This is a genomic window from Janthinobacterium sp. JF4 (genome assembly GCF_059617925.1).
The window spans coordinates 255,797-274,484 of record NZ_JCAQAV010000003.1 but is presented as its reverse complement, the minus strand read 5'-3'; the positions used below and the strand labels follow the sequence as shown (position 1 = coordinate 274,484).

Here is an 18,688-nt window from a genome sequence, read left to right as displayed (position 1 = left end):
GGGATGGAGAAATCCATCCTGGCCGGGCGGCTGGCCGCCTCGCGCGCGCTGGCCGGACGCAAGGTATTGCTGCTCGATGCCGATCCGCGCCAGGGCGCCATGGCGCAGGCCAGGAACATGCACGACGGCGCCATGCACGGCAGCCTGACGCGGCCGCGCCTGATGGCCCGCGCCATCAGCGCCAAGGGCTTGCAGCCGGAGCTGGAACACCTGGTGAACTGCTACCACGACATCGTCATCGACAGCGAAGGCCGCGACTCCATGGGCAGCCGTTCGGCCCTGATCGCCGCGCGCGTGCTGGTGGTGCCGCAGGACGGTGTCGTCGATGGCGCCGCGCAGGCTGGCCTGGCGCGCCGCATCGCGCACGCGCGCAGCGTCAATCCGAACCTGCGCGTCCTGCTGGCAACAGACACGCAAACGGCACCCGCCCATGCCCTGGCCGCGCAGATTCCGGCCGCCCGCGTGGTCAGCCTGGGACAGCTGTATTGCGCCGTTTTCGACAACCATCACCGCGCAGCATAGCTCTCGACAGCTGGGGTCAGACCCGACGGGGGAGCGCCCCCCAATGGGACGCGCTCCGATCACGCAGTGACTGACCCCGCTCTCGGCACGCAAAAAAGGCGGCGCATGCGCCGCCTCTTCTCTCACTCAACCCAGTCCATTAAAACGTCTTGCTGACGGTCAGCTGCAGCGCCGTCTTGCCCATGAATTTGCCATTCACTGGCGAGGCATAGGCGGACTTGCCCGCGTTCGTGCCGATGACGGCCAGCGCGCCCGTCACGACACCGAAGTCGCGCGTGACGCCCACCTTCCAGTCCGTGTAGCTAGCCGCATCGTTGTTTTTGACCTTCTGGTGGCCCGCATGCAGGTTGCCGGTCCAGCCGTTCGTCATATCGATATTCGCGCCGATGTCCAGGTAGCCGCTGTTCTTGCTGTTGACGATGCCGAACAGGTTCGAGACGGCATGCGAATACTTGATGTAGGCGGGGCCATACGACAACTGGCCGTAGACTTCCTGCGTGTCCGCGTCGGCCAGACCGGCGATGTGCTTCAAGCCGTTGTCCGCGTACACATAGGCGAGCACGCCGACATCATAGCCAATGGCATCGTTCAACTGGCCGCGCTTGCCCGCATACAGGTCCACTTCCACGTCGCCGCTGCCGCCCGCATCCTTGGTCCACTTGATGGTGGAAGCCCAGGCGCCCGCATACAGGCCCGTCGGGTTGTTGACGTAGTCAACGCCGCCCTGCAGCGCAGGCTTCAGGCGCGTCTGCGAAATGCCGCGGTAGCGGTAGTCGGACACGCCGGCGACGTTGAAGCTGACCTGATGCTCCGGCTTGGCCTCTTCCGCGTGAGCCAGGCCGCCGACGAATGCTGCTGCGATGGCGCTTGCGAGTATCATTTTATTCATGGTTTTTTCTTCTTCATTGGTGGTATGGGCCTTTGCCAACATGGCGCAGCTGGCCCGCCGCTGCAAAAAAATCAGGTAAAGCGTCCCCCCGGCGCGCGCGGCGCCTGTTTTCAACCAGGGGATTGACAGGTGTTAGAGCGGCAGCAGCAGCCGGTAGCCGACGGCCGTTTCCGTCAGCAGGTACTGCGGCTGGGCCGGATCGGCTTCCAGCTTCTGGCGCAGATGGCCCATGTAGATGCGCAGGTAGTGGCCGTTCTCGCTGTTCGACGGCCCCCACACTTCGCGCAGCAGCTGCGGATTGGTGACCACCCTGCCCGCGTTCTTCACGAGCACCGACAGCATGCGAAATTCCGTCGGCGTCATGTGCACCAGCTGCCTGTTGCGCGTCACCAGGCGGTCCTTCAGGTCGACCCGCACGTCGCCGAACTGCACCACGCCATCGTCGCTGGCGGCAGGCTGGCGCTGGCGGCGCAGGGTGGCGCGCACGCGGGCCAGCAGCTCGCCCACGCCGAACGGCTTGGTGAGATAGTCGTCGGCGCCAGCGTCGAGCGCGCGGATCTTGTCCTGCTCGTCGACCCGCGCCGACAGCACGATGATGGGCACGGCCGACCATTTGCGGATGTCGGCGATGAAATCGATGCCGTCGCCGTCGGGCAGCCCCAGGTCCAGCACGATCAGGTCGGGCCGGCGCGTGCCGGCATCGATCAGGCCCCGCTGCATGGTGGCGGATTCGAAAATCTGCCAGCCCTCGTCTTCCAGCGCGGCGCGCACGAAGCGGCGGATTTGCGGTTCATCCTCGACCAGCAAGGCGGTGGCGGAAGGTTCGTTCATGATGGTTTTCCTGTTTCAAAGTCGTTCGCGTCGTCGAGCTCTATTTCTGGCGGCGCCGGAGGCGTGCCCAGCGGCAGGCTGAAGACGATGGCTGCGCCCAGTCCCGGCGCGTGCGGCTGCGCGTGGATGGTGCCGCCGTGGGCCTCGACGATGGCGCGGCAAATGGCCAGCCCCAGCCCGACGCCCGGCTTGTTCGATTCGCGCTCGCCACGCGTGAATTTTTCAAAGATGGCTTCTTCGCGGCCGGGCGGCAAGCCCGGGCCATCGTCAAGCACCGTCACCTGCAGGAACTGGCCGTGGATTCCGGCCGCGACCGTGATGGTGCTGCCGGGCGGCGTGTACTTGGCCGCATTTTCCAGCAGGTTGCACAGCACGCGTTCGATCAGCACGGCGTCGTAGCGCACCAGCGGCAAGTCCGGCGCCAGCTGCGTCTGCACGGCATGCTGCTGCAATTGCGGGCCGCTGGCGCGCAGCGCGCTGCCCACCACCTCTTCCAGCGCCTGCCATTGCAGGTTCAGGCGTACCTGGCCGCTCTCGATGCGCGCCATGTCCAGCAAATTCGCCACCAGGGCGCTCATGCGCACGGTTTCGGACTGCAGCGAGCGGGCCATGTCCAGCTGCGCTGGCGACAACGCAGGCCGGGACAGGGCCAGCGATTCGGCCAGGCCCACCAGCGACGTCAAGGGCGTGCGCAAGTCGTGCGACAGGGCCGCCAGCAGCGAATTGCGCAGCCGCTCGGACTCCATCTGCAGCAGCGCGCCCTGGGCAACGTCGATGTAATGCACGCGCTCGAGCGCGATGGCCGCCAGCGCGGCGAAGGTATCGAGGTGCTGGCGCTGTTCCGGCACCAGCAGCCAGCGCCCCCGCTGCGCGCCATCGAGCGGCAGCAGCGCCAGCACGCCACGCGTGCGCATCGGTGCGATCAGAGGCAGGTAGAAAATGGGCGAAGCCGGCAAGGTATCGGTGCCCGTCCCCGCCGCCTGGGCATGGTCGAAGGCCCACTGCGCGATGCCGATATCGAGCGGATCGCCGCCGTTCGGGGCCTGCAAGCTGCCTTCGTCATCGGGCAGCAGCAAGGTGGCGCGCGCGCGGAAAGCCCGTTCGATGGCGCTTTTCGTGATGTCGAAAATCTGCTCCGTCTGCAACACGCCGGACAGCTCGCGCGAGAATTCGTACAGGGCGCGGGCGCGCGCTTCGCGGTGCGAGGCCACGCGCGCCTGGAAGCGCAGGCCGGCCGTCAGGTGCCCCGTGATCAGGCCCACGGCCAGCATCACGCCAAAGGTGATCACATACTGGAAATCGCCCACGGCAAACGAGAAACGCGGCGGCACGAAGATGAAATCAAAGGAGGCCACTCCCACCAGGCTGGCCAATGCCGCCGGCCCGCGCCCCAGGCGCACGGCCACCAGCACCACCGTCAGCAAGGACAGCATGGCGATATTGGCCAGGTCCAGGTAGGGTTGCAGGGGGACCGAGGCCAGCGCCGTGGCCAGGCTGGCGCCGGCGGCCAGGATGTAGCGCCAATGGCGCGATGACCGGCGCGGCGCCTCCGCATCGTTGCCCGTCGCGCGCCGGGGCGCCGCATCGGCTGGCGGCAAGCCCACCTCGATCAGATCGATATCAGGCGCCAGGCTGGCCATGCGTGCGGCCGGCTGCGCATGCCACAGGCGCGCCAGCGCGCCGGCGCGGCTACGGCCCACGATGACTTTCGAGATATTCGCGCTGCGCGCATACTCGACCACGGCGCCGGCGATGTCGGCGGACGGCACAATGGCCGTGCGCGCGCCCAGGTCCTGCGCCAGTTTCAGGGTTTTCAGGATGCGTTCGCGCTGGCCCGCCGGCAGGCGCTGCAAACGCGGCGTTTCCACGTACAGCGCGTGCCATTCGGCATTCAGCTGGCTGGCCAGGCGCGCCGTGCTGCGGATCACGTGTTCGCCACCCGCGTGCGGTCCCACGCAGGCGAGCAGCGCGGCGCCCGTCTTCCACACGGGATTGATGGATTTTTCGACGCGGTAGGCTTGCACGTCATCCTGCACCCGGTCCGCCGTGCGGCGCAAGGCCAGTTCGCGCAAGGCGATCAGATTCCCCTTGCGGAAAAAATGCTGCGACGCGCGCTCGGCCTGCAGCGGCTGATACACCTTGCCCTGCTTCAGGCGGCGCAGCAGTTCGTCGGCGGGGATATCGACCAGCACCACTTCATCGGCGCGGTCGAACACCGTGTCGGGCAGGGTTTCGGCCACGCGCACGCCGGTAATCCCCCCCACCACGTCATTGAGGCTTTCCAGGTGCTGCACATTCACGGTGGAGAGCACGTCGATGCCGGCCGCCAGCAATTCCTCGACATCCTGCCAGCGCTTTGGGTGGCGCGAACCGGCCACGTTCGAGTGGGCCAGTTCATCCATCAGTATCAGCGGCGGCGCACGCCGCAGCGCTTCGTCCAGGTCGAACTCATACAGCGTCTTGCCCCGGTACTCGATCGCCTTCAGAGGCAGCACGGGCAAACCGTCAAGCTGGGCCGCCGTATCCTGGCGCCCATGCGTCTCCACCACGCCCACCAGCAAGTCCTGGCCATCGGCCAGCAGTTTGCGGGCGGCCGCCAGCATCGCGTAGGTCTTGCCGACGCCGGCCGAGGCGCCGAAGTAAATGCGCAGCCGGCCGCGCGCGGCTTTCTTTTCCTGCGCCTGCACTTGCGCCAGCAGGGCATCAGGGTCGGGGCGTTGGCTGTCGTTGGGGAGCATGTTGTATTTTAATCTTCTTGGGCATTGTAGGTCGGATTAGCGCGTCCGAAGGGCGCGCGTAATCCGACGACATTGTTGGCCTGGCCGGTGATGTCGGCTTACGCCGGCCAACCAACCGTTGTCAGCTTACTTTGCCATGGCATCCAGCGCCAGATTCAGTTCCAGGACATTCACCCGCGGTTCGCCGAAAAAGCCGATATACGCGGTTTTCTGCACCTTGGCGATGGCGTTTTCCACCTGCGCCAGGGGCACGGCGCGCACGCGTGCCACACGCGGCGCCTGGTACAGGGCGCCCGCCAGGCTGATTTCCGGATCCAGGCCGCTGCTCGACGCCGTCACCAGGTCGACGGGAATGGCGCGCGTATTGCCGGGATCAGCTTCCTTCAGGGCGGCGATGCGCGCCTTGACGGCGTCCACCAGGGCCGGATTGGTCGGCCCCTGGTTCGAGCCGCCCGAACCGGCGCCGTTATTCGCCATCGGCGCGGTGGCCGATGGCCGGCCCCAGAAATACTTGGGCGAGGTGAAGGACTGGCCGATCAGCATCGAGCCGACGGGCTTGCCACCACGCTCGACGATGCTGCCGTTGACTTCATCGTTGAAAGCCAGCTGTCCGATACCGGCCGTGGCAAACGGATAGACGACGCCGCAGATCACGGTCAGCGCGGCAAACAGGACCAGGGCGGGACGTACGATAGTGCTCATGATGGTTCCTTTAGACTAAATTGAGTACGGACAGCAGCATGTCGATCAGCTTGATCCCGATGAAGGGCAGGACGATGCCGCCCAGGCCGTAGATCAGCAGATTGCGGCGCAACAGGCTGGCCGCGCCGATGGCCCGGTATTGCACGCCTTTCAGCGCCAATGGAATCAGCACGACGATGATCAGGGCATTGAAGATCACTGCCGACATGATGGCCGAAGCGGGGCTGGCCAGGTGCATGATGTCGAGCGCCTTCAGTTGCGGATAGGTGCCCACGAAGGCGGCCGGGATGATGGCGAAGTACTTGGCGATGTCGTTCGAAATCGAGAACGTCGTCAGGGAACCGCGCGTCATCAGCATCTGCTTGCCGATTTCAACGATTTCCAGCAGCTTGGTCGGGTTCGAATCGAGGTCGACCATATTGCCCGCCTCTTTCGCCGCCTGCGTGCCCGAGTTCATGGCCACGGCCACGTCGGCCTGGGCCAGCGCGGGCGCATCGTTGGTGCCGTCGCCCGTCATGGCCACCAGGCGGCCTTCGGCCTGGTAGCTGCGAATCAGCTTGAGCTTGTCTTCCGGCGTCGCCTCGGCGAGGAAATCGTCCACGCCCGCTTCGGCGGCAATCGCCGCTGCCGTCAGCTTGTTATCGCCCGTGATCATGACGGTCTTGATGCCCATGCGGCGCAATTCCGCGAAGCGCTCCTTGATGCCGCCCTTGACGATATCCTTCAGCTCCACGGCGCCCATGACGCGACCATCATCGACCACCACCAGCGGCGTGCTGCCGCGGCGCGCGATGTCGTCGACGGCGCGTCCCACCTCGGCGGGATACGGCTGGCCCAGCGCTTCCACGTACTTCTTCATGGAGTCGGCCGCGCCCTTGCGCAGCTGGCGCACCTGCTGTTCGCCCGGGATATCCACGCCGCTCATGCGCGTTTGCGCCGTGAAGGGCACGAAGGTGGCGTGCAGGCTGGCCATCTCGCGTTCGCGGATGTTGAACTTCTGCTTGGCCAGCACGACGATGCTGCGCCCTTCCGGCGTTTCATCGGCCAGCGAGGCCAGCTGCGCCGCATCGGCCAGCTGCTGCTCCGTCACGCCGGGCGCAGGCACAAAGCTTGACGCCTGGCGGTTGCCCAGGGTGATGGTGCCCGTCTTGTCGAGCAGCAGCACGTCCACGTCGCCTGCCGCCTCCACGGCGCGGCCCGAGGTGGCGATCACATTGGCCTGCATCATGCGGCTCATGCCGGCCACGCCGATGGCCGACAACAAGCCGCCGATGGTGGTCGGAATCAGGCACACGAGCAGCGCGATCAGCACGGTGATCGTCACTGGCGTGCCGCTGCCGGCCGCCGCCACGGAAAACAGCGAGTACGGCAGCAAGGTCACGGTGACGACCAGGAAGACGATCGACAGGGCCACGAGCAGGATCGTCAGGGCGATCTCGTTCGGCGTCTTCTGGCGCTTGGCGCCTTCGACCATGGCGATCATGCGGTCGATGAAGGCTTCTCCCGGGTTGACGGAAACGCGCACCAGCAGCCAGTCCGACAGCACGCGGGTGCCGCCCGTGACGGCGGAAAAGTCGCCGCCCGATTCGCGGATGACGGGCGCCGATTCGCCCGTGATGGCGCTTTCATCGACGGAGGCCACGCCGGCCGTCACTTCGCCGTCGGCGGGAATCACGTCGCCCGCCTCGACCAGCACCGTCATGCCCTTGCGCAGGTCGGTGGCCGGCGTGGGCAGCCAGGAGGTGCCGTACTTCGGCGTTTGCATTTTCTTTGCCATCACCGTCTGCTTCAGGGCGCGCAGCGAGGCCGCCTGCGCCTTGCTGCGGCCCTCGGCCAGCGCTTCGGCGAAGTTCGCAAACAGCACGGTAAACCACAGCCACACGGCGACGGCAACGATGAAGCCGAATGGCGCCTCGCCCTGGCCATTCAGGGCCTGGATGGCCAGCAGGGTCGTGATGATGCTGCCGACATAGACGACGAACATCACGGGGCTGCGCCACTGCGTGCGGGGGTCAAGCTTTTTGAACGCATCGACGATGGCGGGGCCAATCAATGCGGAATCGAACAAGGTCAGGCTTGTGCGTGACATGGTAGCCTCTTATTTTGTGAAAAGTTGCAGGTGTTCGACGATCGGGCCCAGGGCCAGCGCGGGAACGTAATTGAGCACGCCGACGAGCACGACGACGCCGATCAGCAGGCCGATGAACATGGGGCCGTGCGTGGGCATGGTGCCGGCATTGGCCGACAGACGCTGCTTGGCCGCCAGCGAACCGGCCACCGCCAGCACCGGCACGATCACGCCGAAGCGGCCGAACCACATGGCGATCGCCAGCATCACGTTGTAGAACGGCGTGTTGGCGGACAGGCCGGCAAACGCGCTGCCGTTGTTGTTGGCGGCCGACGTGAAGGCGTACAGAATCTCCGAGAAGCCATGCGCGCCCGGATTGGCCACGCCGATCTTGCCCGGTTCGACCATCACGGCGATCGCCGTGCCCGTCAAGACCAGGGCCGGGGTGACCAGGATGGCCAGCGACACCATCTTCATTTCATAGGCCTGGATTTTCTTGCCCAGGTATTCAGGCGTGCGGCCTATCATCAGGCCGGCGATGAAGACGGCCAGGATGGCGAACATCAGCATGCCGTACAAGCCCGTGCCCACGCCGCCGAAGACCACTTCGCCGAACTGCATCAGCACCAGCGGCACCATGCCGCCCAGGGGCATGTAGGAATCGTGCATCGAGTTGACGGCGCCGCACGATGCCGCCGTTGTCACCGCCGCGAACAGGGTCGAGGAGCTGATGCCGAAGCGCGTTTCCTTGCCTTCCATATTGCCGCCCGATTGCAGGCTGCTGGCCTGCTGATCCACGCCCAGGGCTTGCAAGGCGGGGCTGGCTTGCTGCTCGGCGCTCATCACGCCGGCCGTCATGACGACAAAGATCATGGTCATCGCGGCCAGCACGGCCCAGCCCTGGCGCAGGTCGCCCACCATGCGGCCAAAGGTGAAGCACAGGCCGGCGGGAATGATGAAAATGGCCAGCATCTGCAGGAAGTTCGACAGCACGGTCGGGTTTTCATACGGGTGCGAGGAATTGGCATTGAAGAAGCCGCCGCCATTCGTGCCCAGCAGCTTGATCGATTCCTGCGACGCGACGGGGCCCATGGCGATCGTCTGCGTGGTCGCCACTTGCGCTTCCATTACGGATTGACCGGCTGCGTCCAGTACGGGCTGGCCATCGGCCGTCATTTTCGGCGTTGCATACGCCACCTGGTCGATCAGCGTCACTTCCTTATAGGCTGAAAAATTCTGGATCATGCCTTCGCCCATGAAAGCCACGGACAGGGCCAGGGACAGCGGCAGCAGGATGTACAGCGTGGCGCGCACCAGGTCGACCCAGAAGTTGCCGATCGATTTGCCCGAGCGCGAGGCAAAGCCGCGCACCAGCGCGAAGATCACGGTAATGCCGGTGGCCGCCGAGAAGAAATTCTGGCACGTCATGCCCAGCATCTGGGTCAGGTAGCTCATGGTCTGTTCGCCGCCGTAGCCCTGCCAGTTGGTATTGGTGACAAAGCTGACGGTGGTATTGAACGAAGAATCCGGGCTGACGGCGCCCATGCCCTGTGGATTCAAAGGCAAGACGCCTTGCAGGCGCTGCAGGCCGTACACGAAGACGGCGCCGAGCGCGTTGAATACGATCAGGGCGATGGCATAGCTTTTCCAGCCCATGGCCTTGTCGGCGGGAAGGCCGGACCAGCGGTACAGCAGGTTTTCCAGCTTTTGCAGCCAGCCCAGGCCGCGCACGGGGCCATCGCCGGCCACCTTGGACATGTACAGGCCCAGCGGATAGCCGGCGGCCAGCAGCACGCCCAGGAAGGCCACCAGTAACAGTATCGATTGTGTCGTCATCACAGTTCCTCCGCCTTCAGCAGCGCCACCAGCAAATACACGAGCAGGCCGGCCGACACGACGGCACCCAGCACATAAAACGCGTTCATTTGACGCTCCCTAGTTTGTCGCAGGCGACGGCAAAGCCGGCTACCACGACGAAAAACACGGCAATCAAGCCGAGATACACGAAATCCATTCCCACCCTCATTCAGGTTTGTTTTGATAGTGAGCAGATTAGCCAAAAGGATCTAAAAAATTCGTAAAGACTGGGGAGGCAGCTGTAAACAAGATGTAAAAACGGCGGCTTTACCGCATAAAATCCATCACAATTGGCGCGAAACCACGCGCGCGGCGCACTGTTGTTGCCCTGGAGTAGCGCTATTGCTGGCGGGACAAGATAGAATGCGCGAGCGTCCGCACAAGGACGCCAAGCCTGCCGCACTGCCCTCCCCCAGTGACGCTGGACGGGATATACTGTATATTCATACAGTTATCGCCGCCGCTGTCACTGCGCCCCGCAGTGCCCTGGCCTGGCGTTCCAACCACTGTCTTTACTTAGCTTGAACACGTATGGCCACTAAAAAACCAGCATCCGACTACAGCGAATCATCCATCCGTGTCCTGAAAGGACTGGAACCCGTCAAGCAGCGCCCGGGGATGTACACCCGCACTGAAAATCCGCTGCACATCATTCAAGAAGTGATCGACAATGCCTCCGACGAGGCGCTGGGCGGTCATTGCACGCATATCGCCGTGACGCAGAACACGGATGGCAGCATCACCGTCGAAGACAATGGCCGCGGCATTCCCGTCGGCCTGCACCCGGAAGAAGGCGTGCCGACGGTGGAAATCGTGTTTACACGGCTGCACGCTGGCGGCAAGTTCGACAAGGGTTCGGGCGGCGCCTACGCGTTCTCGGGCGGCTTGCACGGCGTCGGCGTGTCCGTCACCAACGCGCTGTCGACGCGCCTGGAAATCACTGTCTGGCGCAAGGAAAGCGATGGCAACGGCTTGCACCACATGGTGTTTGCGAATGGCGACGTGATCGAGCCCCTGAGTTCCCGCCCCGCCCCGCGCGACGGCAAGAAGTCGGGCACGCGCGTCACGGCCTGGCCCGATGCAAAATACTTTGATTCGCCGAACATCTCGCAGACCGAGCTGCAACGTCTGCTGCGCTCGAAGGCGGTGCTGCTGCCGGGCGTGACCGTCACCCTGACCAATGCGAAAACCGGCGACACGCAGACCTGGCAGTACGCGGAAGGCTTGCGCGGCTACCTGACCGAAACGCTGGCGCAGGTATCGAATGGCGAAACCCTGATTCCCCTGTTCGAGGGCGCGCAGTACGCGGGCCCGGACTCGGAAGGCTTTGCCGAAGGCGAAGGCGCGGCCTGGGTGGTGGCATGGACGGAAGAAGGCGCCATCGTGCGCGAATCGTATGTCAACCTGATTCCCACCTCGAATGGCGGCACGCACGAATCGGGCTTGCGCGATGGCCTGTTCGGCGCCGTGAAAAACTTCGTCGAGATGCATTCGCTGCTGCCGAAAGGCGTCAAATTGCTGCCGGAAGACGTCTTCGCGCGCGCCTCGTTCGTGCTGTCGGCCAAGGTGCTGGACCCGCAATTCCAGGGCCAGATCAAGGAACGCCTGAACTCGCGCGATGCCGTGCGCCTCGTCTCGACCTTTACCAAGCCGCCGCTGGAACTGTGGCTGAACCAGCACGTCGACTATGGCAAGAAGCTGGCCGATCTCGTGATCAAGCAGGCGCAGTCGCGCCAGCGCTCGCTGCAAAAGGTGGAAAAGAAAAAATCCTCGGGCGTCGCCGTCTTGCCGGGCAAACTGACCGACTGCGAATCGTCGGACATCACGCGCAATGAACTGTTCCTCGTCGAGGGCGACTCGGCGGGCGGCTCGGCCAAGATGGGCCGCGACAAGGAATTTCAGGCGATTTTGCCCCTGCGCGGCAAGGTCTTGAACTCCTGGGAGACGGACCGCGACCGCCTGTTCGCCAACAACGAGATCCACGACATTGCGGTCGCCATCGGCGTCGATCCGCACAGCGTGGGCGACTCGCCCGACCTGTCGGGCCTACGCTACGGCAAGATCTGCATCCTGTCCGACGCGGACGTGGACGGCTCGCACATCCAGGTACTGCTGCTGACTTTGTTCTTCAAGCACTTCCCGGTCCTGATCAACAAGGGCCACATCTGCATCGCCCGCCCGCCTTTGTACCGCGTGGACGCGCCGGCGCGCGGCAAGAAACCGATGCAGAAAATCTACGCGCTCGACGACGGCGAACTGCTTGCCATCGAGGACAAGCTGCGCAAGGAAGGCGTGAAACAGGGCGCCTGGTCGATCTCGCGCTTCAAGGGCCTGGGCGAGATGAACGCCGAGCAGCTGTGGGAAACGACGATGAACCCGGACACGCGCCGCCTGCTTCCAGTCACGCTGGGCGAAATCGACCACATGACTTCCTCCGCCCGCTTCAATATGTTGATGGGCAAGGGCGAAGCGGCCGGACGCCGCGCCTGGATCGAAGAACACGGCAATGAGGCGGAGGCGGATATCTGATGATCATCGGCATCGACCTGGGCACCACCAACAGCCTGGTCGCCATCTGGCGCGATGGCAAGGCTGCCATCATCCCGAATGCGCTGGGCGAACACCTGACGCCGTCGTGCGTGAGCATCGACGACGACGGCAGCGTGCTGGTGGGCCGCGCCGCGCGCGAGCGCCTGCAGACGCACCCGCAGCTGACGGCGGCCGTCTTCAAGCGCTACATGGGCAGCGAAAAGAAGATCACCCTCGGCACGCAGCAATTCCGCCCGGAAGAACTGTCGTCGATGGTGCTGCGCGCGCTGAAGGAAGATGCCGAAGCCTTCCTGGGCTACAAGGTCGAGGAAGCCATCATCACCGTGCCCGCGTACTTCAGCGATGCGCAGCGCAAGGCCACGCGCATCGCCGGCCAGCTGGCGGGCTTGCGCGTGGAGCGCCTGCTGAACGAGCCGACGGCCGCAGCGCTGGCCTACGGCATCCGCGACAAGGAGCAGGAAAGCAAATTCCTCGTCTTCGACCTGGGCGGCGGCACCTTCGACGTGTCGATCCTGGAACTGTTCGAAGGCGTGATGGAAGTGCGCGCCTCGGCCGGCGACAATTTTCTGGGCGGCGAAGACTTCGTCACCGTGCTGGTCGACGCCTTCCTGGAAGGCAGCGGCTTGCGCGACGCCGTCGGCAGCCGCCTGCTGGACCCGCGCCAGCAGCAGCTGCTGCGCGATGAAGCCGAGCGCGTCAAGCGTCTGCTGTCGGACCAGCCGTCCGCGCGCATGGCCACGCGCTACCAGGACAAGGAATACAGCTGGGAGATCAGCGAAGACAGACTGGCGCAGCTGTGCGAACCCCTGCTGGCCCGTTTGCGCCTGCCCGTGGAACGGGCGCTGCGCGACGCCACCATCCGCGCCGCGGAACTCGATGAAGTGGTGCTGGCCGGCGGCGCCACGCGCATGCCGCTGGTGCGCAAACTCGTCTCGCGCATGTTCGGCCGCTTCCCCGCGATCCACCTGGACCCGGACGAAGCCGTGGCGCTGGGCGCCGCCGTGCAGGCGGGCCTGAAGATGCGCGACGCGGCCCTCGACGAAGTGGTCATGACGGACGTGGCGCCATACTCGCTGGGTATTTCGATTTCGCGCCAGGTCGGCGCGAACCAGTATGAAGGCGGGCATTACCTGCCCATCATCGAGCGCAACTCCGTGGTGCCCGTCTCGCGCACGGAAAACATCACCACCATCTACGACAACCAGAAGGAAATCAACGTGGCGATCTTCCAGGGTGAATCGCGCCTGGTGGCCGACAACGTCTTCCTCGGCAAGATCAGTTTCCCGATTCCCGCGAAAAAAGCGGGCGAGATCGGCATCGACGTGCGCTTCACCTACGACGTCAGCGGCGTGCTGGAAGCGGAAGTGACGGTGCTGGCCACGCAGGAGCGCCACAAGATGATCATCAGCGACAACGCGGGCGTGATGACGCCGGAACAGATCGAGCAGCGCTTTGCGGAACTGGCCGACCTGAAGATCCACCCGCGCGAGCAGATGGAAAACCGCACCCTGGTCACGCGCGCCGACCGGCTGTACGAACAGTCGCTGGGCGACGTGCGCCAGTATTTGGCGGCGCACACGGCCAACTTCCAGGCCGCGCTGGAAACGCAGGACCCGAACACCATCCGCAAGGCGCGCCAGGCGCTCGACGAAGTGTTGCGCCAGGTCGAGAGCGAGAGCTTCCTGTAAATGGACGGCGGCATGCACAACGGGCAGCGCAGCCTGTGGGATATCCTGGGCACGGAGCCGACCGGCGACGAGCGCGCCCTCAAACGCGCGTATGCGAAGCGCCTGAAGGTGACGCGTCCCGAAGACGATCCGGCCGCCTTCCAGGAGCTGCGCGAAGCGTATGAATACGCGCTGCGCCATGCGCACCTGTTTACCGCGGAACTGCCGGAAACGCAAATGGCCGAGACCAAGGCCGAAGCGGCGGACGCGCCGGAAGCGCCGCCCATGGAACCGGCCGAGCTGTGGGGCGTGATCGACGAATCCGCGCAAGAGCCGCCGGCAGAACTGTGGGGCGTCATTGCCCATGAACCCGCACCGCCCCCGGAACGATGGGGCGTGGTCGCCATCGTTCCGGCGCAGGAGGCGGCCAACCTGTGGCAAGGCTGCCTGGCGCTGACGCGGCACGCCGATGCCGGCGAGGTGCTGGCCCGCATGCTGCAGGACGACGCCATGCTGAACCTCGACGTGCGCGAGGAATTCGAGTTGTGCGCGCTGCGCTACTGCGCCAGCGCCGGCTATGACCTGGCGCTGCGCCAGGCCCTGTTCGAGCAGCTGGGCTGGGACCGCGATTTTTCCTACCTGGCGCGCAGCCATGCGGATCTGGTGCGCAGCGCCGTGCAGCGCTACCGGGCGGACCGCTCGTTCGCCCATTTCAGCGACAACCGCGACAGCTACCCCGGCCTGGACTGCCTCATGTCGCAGCAGCCGCCATCGGTCTACGCGCGCCAGCTGTTCGACCGCAAATTCACGCTGCAGCTGCGCGAACTGCTGCACGCGATACGCTGGCAGCACGCAGAGATGCTGGCCTGCAAGCTCGATGTCGACCTGTTCGAGCAATGGGAGCAGGCCGTCCATGCCAAGCGCTACTTCAAGCAGACGGCACTCGCCTCGTTCGGCCTGGGCTTCGTGCTGCACTTCATGCTCGCGGGCGTGCTCGATGCGGCCGGTTTCAAGCTCGGCGACACGGCGACCTATGCCAGCCTGCCGTGCTTCCAGGCGCTCGCCTTTGCCCTGCTGGCCATGCATGCCTTGCGCTGGCCGGCGCCGCTGTTCGCGCGCCTGGATTCACTGCAGGAAGCGCTGCAGGAACGCCTGCCCGTGCTGTGGAAGCGGCCCGGCTTGCGGCAACTGTGCTGGATCGTACCCTATCTGCTGCTGGCGCTCGTGCTGTTCCTGCCCGAACGCGGCGAGACCGTGCGCCTCGTCACTGCGGCCGGCCTGTGCGCGTCGGCCCTGCTCGCGTTTGCGATGAACCGCCAACTGCTGCATGGCATGCTGCTGTTCCTGTGCCTGGGCCTGTCGCTGTTCGCCGCCATGTTCATGAGCGGCAGGGGCGAGTCGGCGCTGGGCATCGGCGAGGCCATGCCATTGATATTTTGCCTGGCGGCGCTGGCCCTGCGCAGCGCTACCGGCCTGTATGGCGATTGCGGCTGGCCGGAAGCACGCTTGCCGCGCCTGCGCGCGGCATGGCTGATCGGCTGTGCGGGCTTGCTGTCGCTGCTGTATGTGCAACTGCTGCCGGCCGCCCTCGTCGGCGCCATGCTGTATGCCTGGGCGTGTGCCGGCTTGCTGTTTTCACCCACCGATTTCAAATGGAAGACGATCTGGCCGCTGGTGCTGGCGCCGTCCATCGCCAGCGTTGTGCTGGCCAGCCACGCCCCGGATATCCGCGCCATGCCGATGATGCATCACGGCGTCGAAGTAGCCCTGGCCGTGCTGTATTTCACCCTGCGCTATATGTATCAGACCTACCGGCTGTCGTCAGCCAAACCCGGGCTGTCATAATCAGCCTCACGAATTCAACCGCAACCACCTGACACCGAAACAAGCGCCATGTCCACACAAACCAATTTATTTGACGATGCCCAGCCTGAGCCGACCCTGCCGGATGAACCGGTATTCGACGGCGAAGCGCTGACCCTGTCCACCTTTGCCGAGCGCGCCTATCTCGATTACGCCATCTCCGTCGTCAAGGGCCGCGCCCTGCCCGACGTGTGCGATGGCCAGAAGCCCGTGCAGCGCCGCATCCTGTATGCGATGAATGAGCTGGGTCTCAACTCCACAGCGAAGCCGCGCAAATCGGCGGCCGTGGTCGGCGACGTGCTGGGCAAGCTGCATCCGCACGGCGACCAGTCCGTGTACGACGCGCTGGTGCGCATGGCGCAGGATTTCTCGCTGCGCTACCCGCTGATCGATGGCCAGGGCAACTTCGGCTCGCGCGACGGCGATGGCGCCGCGGCCATGCGTTACACGGAAGCGCGGCTGACGCCGATCGCCAAGCTGCTGATGGATGAAATCGACATGGGCACGGTGGACTTCCAGCCCAACTACGACGGCTCGACGGAAGAACCGAAGCTGCTGCCGGCGCGCCTGCCGATGGTGCTGCTCAATGGCGCCTCCGGCATCGCCGTCGGCCTGGCGACGGAAATCCCGTCGCACAACCTGGCGGAAGTGGCGAAAGCGGCCGTCGCCATGATCCGCGATCCCAAGATGACGCACGCCGAGCTGATGGCCATCATTCCCGGACCGGACTTCCCCGGTGGCGGCCAGATCATCACGCCGCCTTCGCAAATCCAGGACATGTACGCGAGCGGGCGTGGCAGCATGAAGGTGCGCGCGCGCTGGAAGATCGAGGAACTGGCGCGCGGCCAGTGGCAAGCCGTCGTGACGGAACTGCCGCCGGGCACCTCGTCGCAAAAGGTGCTGGAGGAAATCGAGGAACTGACGAATCCGAAGATCAAGCTGGGCAAGAAGGCGCTGTCGCCGGACCAGGTGGCCCTGAAGGCGCTGATCCTCAATTCGCTCGACACCATCCGCGATGAATCGGGCCGCGCCGCACCCGTGCGCCTGGTGTTCGAACCGAAGTCGAAGAACCAGGACCAGACCGAATTCATGCTGATGCTGCTGGCGCACACCTCGCTGGAATCGTCAACCTCGATCAACCTGGTGATGATCGGCGGCGATGGCCGTCCGCGCCAGAAAGGCCTGGGCGACATCCTGCGCGAATGGATCGACTTCCGCTTCGAGACCGTCACGCGCCGCACCGGCTACAAGCTGGGCAAGGTCAAGGACCGCATCCATATCCTGGAAGGACGCGAAGCGATCCTGCTCAATATCGACAAGGTGATCCAGATCATCCGCAATTCGGATGAACCGAAAGCAGCCCTGATCGAAGCGTTCAAGCTGTCCGAACGCCAGGCCGACGACATCCTGGAAATCCGCTTGCGCCAGCTGGCGCGCCTGGAAACGATCAAGATCCAGCAGGAACTGGCCGAGCTGCGCAAGGAAGAAAAGTCGCTGCAAGACCTGCTCGACAACCCGGGCTCGATGAAGCGCGCCATCATCCGCGAAATCGAAGCGGACGCCAAGCAGTTCGGCGACGCGCGCCGCACCCTGATCGAGGAAGCGCAGAAAGCCGTGGCGGAACAGAAAGTGGTCGATGAACCGGTCACCGTCATCATCTCGGAAAAAGGCTGGGTGCGCGCGCGCACCGGCATCGGCCACGATGCGGCGCAGTTCACGTTCAAGGCGGGCGACTCCCTGCATGGCGCCTTCGAATGCCGCACGGTCGACACCCTGCTGGGCTTTGGCAACAACGGCAAGATTTACTCGGTTCCCGTCTCGGCCCTGCCCAACGCGCGCGGCGACGGCGTGCCGATCACGACCTTGTGCGACCTGAGCGGCGGCACACCGGGCAACGCCGTGCGCATCCTGCACTACTTTGCGGGCAATGGCGCGACCAGCTTGCTGCTGGCGTCGAGCGCCGGCTACGGCTTCATCGCCAAGGCGGGCGACATGACGAGCCGCCTGAAAGGCGGCAAGGCCTTCATCACCCTGGCTGACGGCGACGTACCGCTGGCGCCGAAAGTCATCCCCGAGGCGGCCAGCGCCCTGGCCTGCCTGACGGAAGGCGCGCGCCTGCTGGTATTCGGCCTCGATGAAATGAAGACCCTGTCCAAGGGCGGCACGGGCGTCAAGCTGATCGACCTCGATGCGAAAGACAAGCTGCTGGCCGTGCAGCCGATCACCCAGCGCGGCGTGGTGGTCTCGGGCATCGGCCGGGCCTCGAAACCGCAAGATGCATCGCTGGGCGCGACGGCCCTGGCCGAGCATTTCGGCAAGCGCGCGAAGAAGGGCAAGGCGCTGGCGGCCAAGCTGAAACCGGTGTCCATGGCGGCCATCGGCTGACAGGCATCGAGCCATACCAAAAGACAGGTTCGCCTGTCTTTTTTTTCGTCCATCGCACGTAGCGGCAACAGGAAAAGTAATGTGACAGGGCCTCCCCACGTCCCCGCTATCCCTGCAGGCATACCGCCCACGGACCGGAGAACCGGGATGACAAGTCAGTTTTCGGGCAGGCGGCCATGGCGGCCGAGGGTCTGCTGTACCAAAACATCGCCAGGGAACTGGGCAAGTCGCCGGCAAGCTGCGCGGCGGCCTTACCGCCGCGACAGGCGCAGCACGTCGGGCGTCGCTTCGACGATATCGATCACGTCCTGCGCCCCGGCGGCATCACCGAGCGCGTAACGGCCCATGCCCAGGGGCACCAGCCGGGTCACGGGGCCGGCACGGGGACGGTCATCGGGGCCGGGCGCCATGGACGTCAAGGTCGCCTCCCCTGGCGCCATGGCGCCGGCGGGCGCGCCGAACTCCAGCACCTTGCGACCCTTGCGGCTGGGCGGAAAGGCGAACGTGGCCGTCGGCCGGTACACCTCGATACCGTCCGCATCCTCCTCGAACGAGTGCGTCCAGCTGCCGCTGGGCAGTGCCGTTGTCATGCCGTGCATGTCGCCTCCCGTGTCAA

General features: G+C 65.0%; 13 protein-coding genes. 5 read left to right on the top strand and 8 right to left on the bottom strand.

The annotated features are described in order from the left end of the window. Window positions 1-3 precede the first annotated feature (3 nt). A complete protein-coding gene (locus AC54AF_RS04920; protein WP_496635623.1) occupies window positions 4-522 on the top strand; it encodes a P-loop NTPase family protein in 519 nt (172 codons plus the stop codon). 139 nt (window positions 523-661) lie between these two features. Here AC54AF_RS04920 and AC54AF_RS04915 read toward each other — a convergent pair whose 3' ends face one another. The 7 genes from AC54AF_RS04915 to kdpF form a co-directional block, all read right to left on the bottom strand. Beyond that, window positions 662-1,411 (bottom strand): TorF family putative porin, encoded by a 750-nt coding sequence (locus tag AC54AF_RS04915; protein WP_496635622.1) that lies wholly within the window; start codon window positions 1,409-1,411, stop codon window positions 662-664. A gap of 132 nt (window positions 1,412-1,543) precedes the next feature. Continuing rightward, window positions 1,544-2,242 carry a two-component system response regulator KdpE gene (gene kdpE / locus AC54AF_RS04910; RefSeq protein ID WP_496635621.1) on the bottom strand — a complete coding sequence of 233 codons (699 nt, stop codon included), beginning with the start codon at window positions 2,240-2,242 and terminating at the stop codon, window positions 1,544-1,546. Continuing rightward, window positions 2,239-4,980 carry a DUF4118 domain-containing protein gene (locus AC54AF_RS04905; protein WP_496635620.1) on the bottom strand — a complete coding sequence of 914 codons (2,742 nt, stop codon included), beginning with the start codon at window positions 4,978-4,980 and terminating at the stop codon, window positions 2,239-2,241. Before AC54AF_RS04905 ends, kdpE begins: the two co-directional genes overlap by 4 nt. Before the next feature lie 126 nt (window positions 4,981-5,106). Then, window positions 5,107-5,682, bottom strand: a complete 576-nt coding sequence (kdpC, locus tag AC54AF_RS04900; RefSeq protein WP_496635619.1) for a potassium-transporting ATPase subunit KdpC — start codon at window positions 5,680-5,682, stop codon at window positions 5,107-5,109. A gap of 10 nt (window positions 5,683-5,692) precedes the next feature. Continuing rightward, complete coding sequence (gene kdpB, locus AC54AF_RS04895) at window positions 5,693-7,771, bottom strand: potassium-transporting ATPase subunit KdpB (protein ID WP_496635618.1); 2,079 nt, start codon at window positions 7,769-7,771, stop codon at window positions 5,693-5,695. Between the two features lie 9 nt (window positions 7,772-7,780). Then, window positions 7,781-9,586, bottom strand: a complete 1,806-nt coding sequence (gene kdpA, locus AC54AF_RS04890) for a potassium-transporting ATPase subunit KdpA (RefSeq protein WP_496635617.1) — start codon at window positions 9,584-9,586, stop codon at window positions 7,781-7,783. Continuing rightward, window positions 9,586-9,675, bottom strand: a complete 90-nt coding sequence (gene kdpF / locus AC54AF_RS04885) for a K(+)-transporting ATPase subunit F (RefSeq protein ID WP_034746483.1) — start codon at window positions 9,673-9,675, stop codon at window positions 9,586-9,588. Before kdpF ends, kdpA begins: the two co-directional genes overlap by 1 nt. Before the next feature lie 463 nt (window positions 9,676-10,138). On the opposite strand from kdpF, the gene AC54AF_RS04880 reads away from it, so the two are divergent. Genes AC54AF_RS04880 through parC form a run of 4 tightly spaced genes read left to right on the top strand, consistent with a single transcriptional unit; the run spans window position 10,139 to window position 18,072 of the window. Further along, window positions 10,139-12,136, top strand: coding sequence for an ATP-binding protein (locus AC54AF_RS04880; RefSeq protein ID WP_131685555.1), 1,998 nt, complete (start codon window positions 10,139-10,141; stop codon window positions 12,134-12,136). Continuing rightward, window positions 12,136-13,845, top strand: coding sequence for a molecular chaperone HscC (locus AC54AF_RS04875; protein ID WP_496635616.1), 1,710 nt, complete (start codon window positions 12,136-12,138; stop codon window positions 13,843-13,845). The genes AC54AF_RS04880 and AC54AF_RS04875 overlap by 1 nt, the downstream gene beginning before the upstream one ends. 12 nt (window positions 13,846-13,857) lie before the next feature. Next, window positions 13,858-15,669, top strand: a complete 1,812-nt coding sequence (locus tag AC54AF_RS04870; protein WP_496635615.1) for a hypothetical protein — start codon at window positions 13,858-13,860, stop codon at window positions 15,667-15,669. Between the two features lie 48 nt (window positions 15,670-15,717). Then, window positions 15,718-18,072 carry a DNA topoisomerase IV subunit A gene (gene parC / locus AC54AF_RS04865; RefSeq protein WP_496635614.1) on the top strand — a complete coding sequence of 785 codons (2,355 nt, stop codon included), beginning with the start codon at window positions 15,718-15,720 and terminating at the stop codon, window positions 18,070-18,072. 251 nt (window positions 18,073-18,323) lie between these two features. Here the strand turns inward: parC and AC54AF_RS04860 are convergent, their stop codons facing one another. Next, window positions 18,324-18,671 carry a hypothetical protein gene (locus AC54AF_RS04860; RefSeq protein WP_496635613.1) on the bottom strand — a complete coding sequence of 116 codons (348 nt, stop codon included), beginning with the start codon at window positions 18,669-18,671 and terminating at the stop codon, window positions 18,324-18,326. Window positions 18,672-18,688 lie beyond the last annotated feature (17 nt).

What these genes read in the sequence shown, in the direction of transcription:
- AC54AF_RS04920 (WP_496635623.1), top strand. Translation starts at nt 4, where the DNA reads ATGGAGAAATCCATCCTGGCCGGGCGGCTGGCCGCCTCGCGCGCGCTG.
- AC54AF_RS04915 (WP_496635622.1), bottom strand. Translation starts at nt 1,411, where the DNA reads ATGAATAAAATGATACTCGCAAGCGCCATCGCAGCAGCATTCGTCGGC.
- kdpE (WP_496635621.1), bottom strand. Translation starts at nt 2,242, where the DNA reads ATGAACGAACCTTCCGCCACCGCCTTGCTGGTCGAGGATGAACCGCAA.
- AC54AF_RS04905 (WP_496635620.1), bottom strand. Translation starts at nt 4,980, where the DNA reads ATGCTCCCCAACGACAGCCAACGCCCCGACCCTGATGCCCTGCTGGCG.
- kdpC (WP_496635619.1), bottom strand. Translation starts at nt 5,682, where the DNA reads ATGAGCACTATCGTACGTCCCGCCCTGGTCCTGTTTGCCGCGCTGACC.
- kdpB (WP_496635618.1), bottom strand. Translation starts at nt 7,771, where the DNA reads ATGTCACGCACAAGCCTGACCTTGTTCGATTCCGCATTGATTGGCCCC.
- kdpA (WP_496635617.1), bottom strand. Translation starts at nt 9,586, where the DNA reads ATGACGACACAATCGATACTGTTACTGGTGGCCTTCCTGGGCGTGCTG.
- kdpF (WP_034746483.1), bottom strand. Translation starts at nt 9,675, where the DNA reads ATGAACGCGTTTTATGTGCTGGGTGCCGTCGTGTCGGCCGGCCTGCTC.
- AC54AF_RS04880 (WP_131685555.1), top strand. Translation starts at nt 10,139, where the DNA reads ATGGCCACTAAAAAACCAGCATCCGACTACAGCGAATCATCCATCCGT.
- AC54AF_RS04875 (WP_496635616.1), top strand. Translation starts at nt 12,136, where the DNA reads ATGATCATCGGCATCGACCTGGGCACCACCAACAGCCTGGTCGCCATC.
- AC54AF_RS04870 (WP_496635615.1), top strand. Translation starts at nt 13,858, where the DNA reads ATGCACAACGGGCAGCGCAGCCTGTGGGATATCCTGGGCACGGAGCCG.
- parC (WP_496635614.1), top strand. Translation starts at nt 15,718, where the DNA reads ATGTCCACACAAACCAATTTATTTGACGATGCCCAGCCTGAGCCGACC.
- AC54AF_RS04860 (WP_496635613.1), bottom strand. Translation starts at nt 18,671, where the DNA reads ATGCACGGCATGACAACGGCACTGCCCAGCGGCAGCTGGACGCACTCG.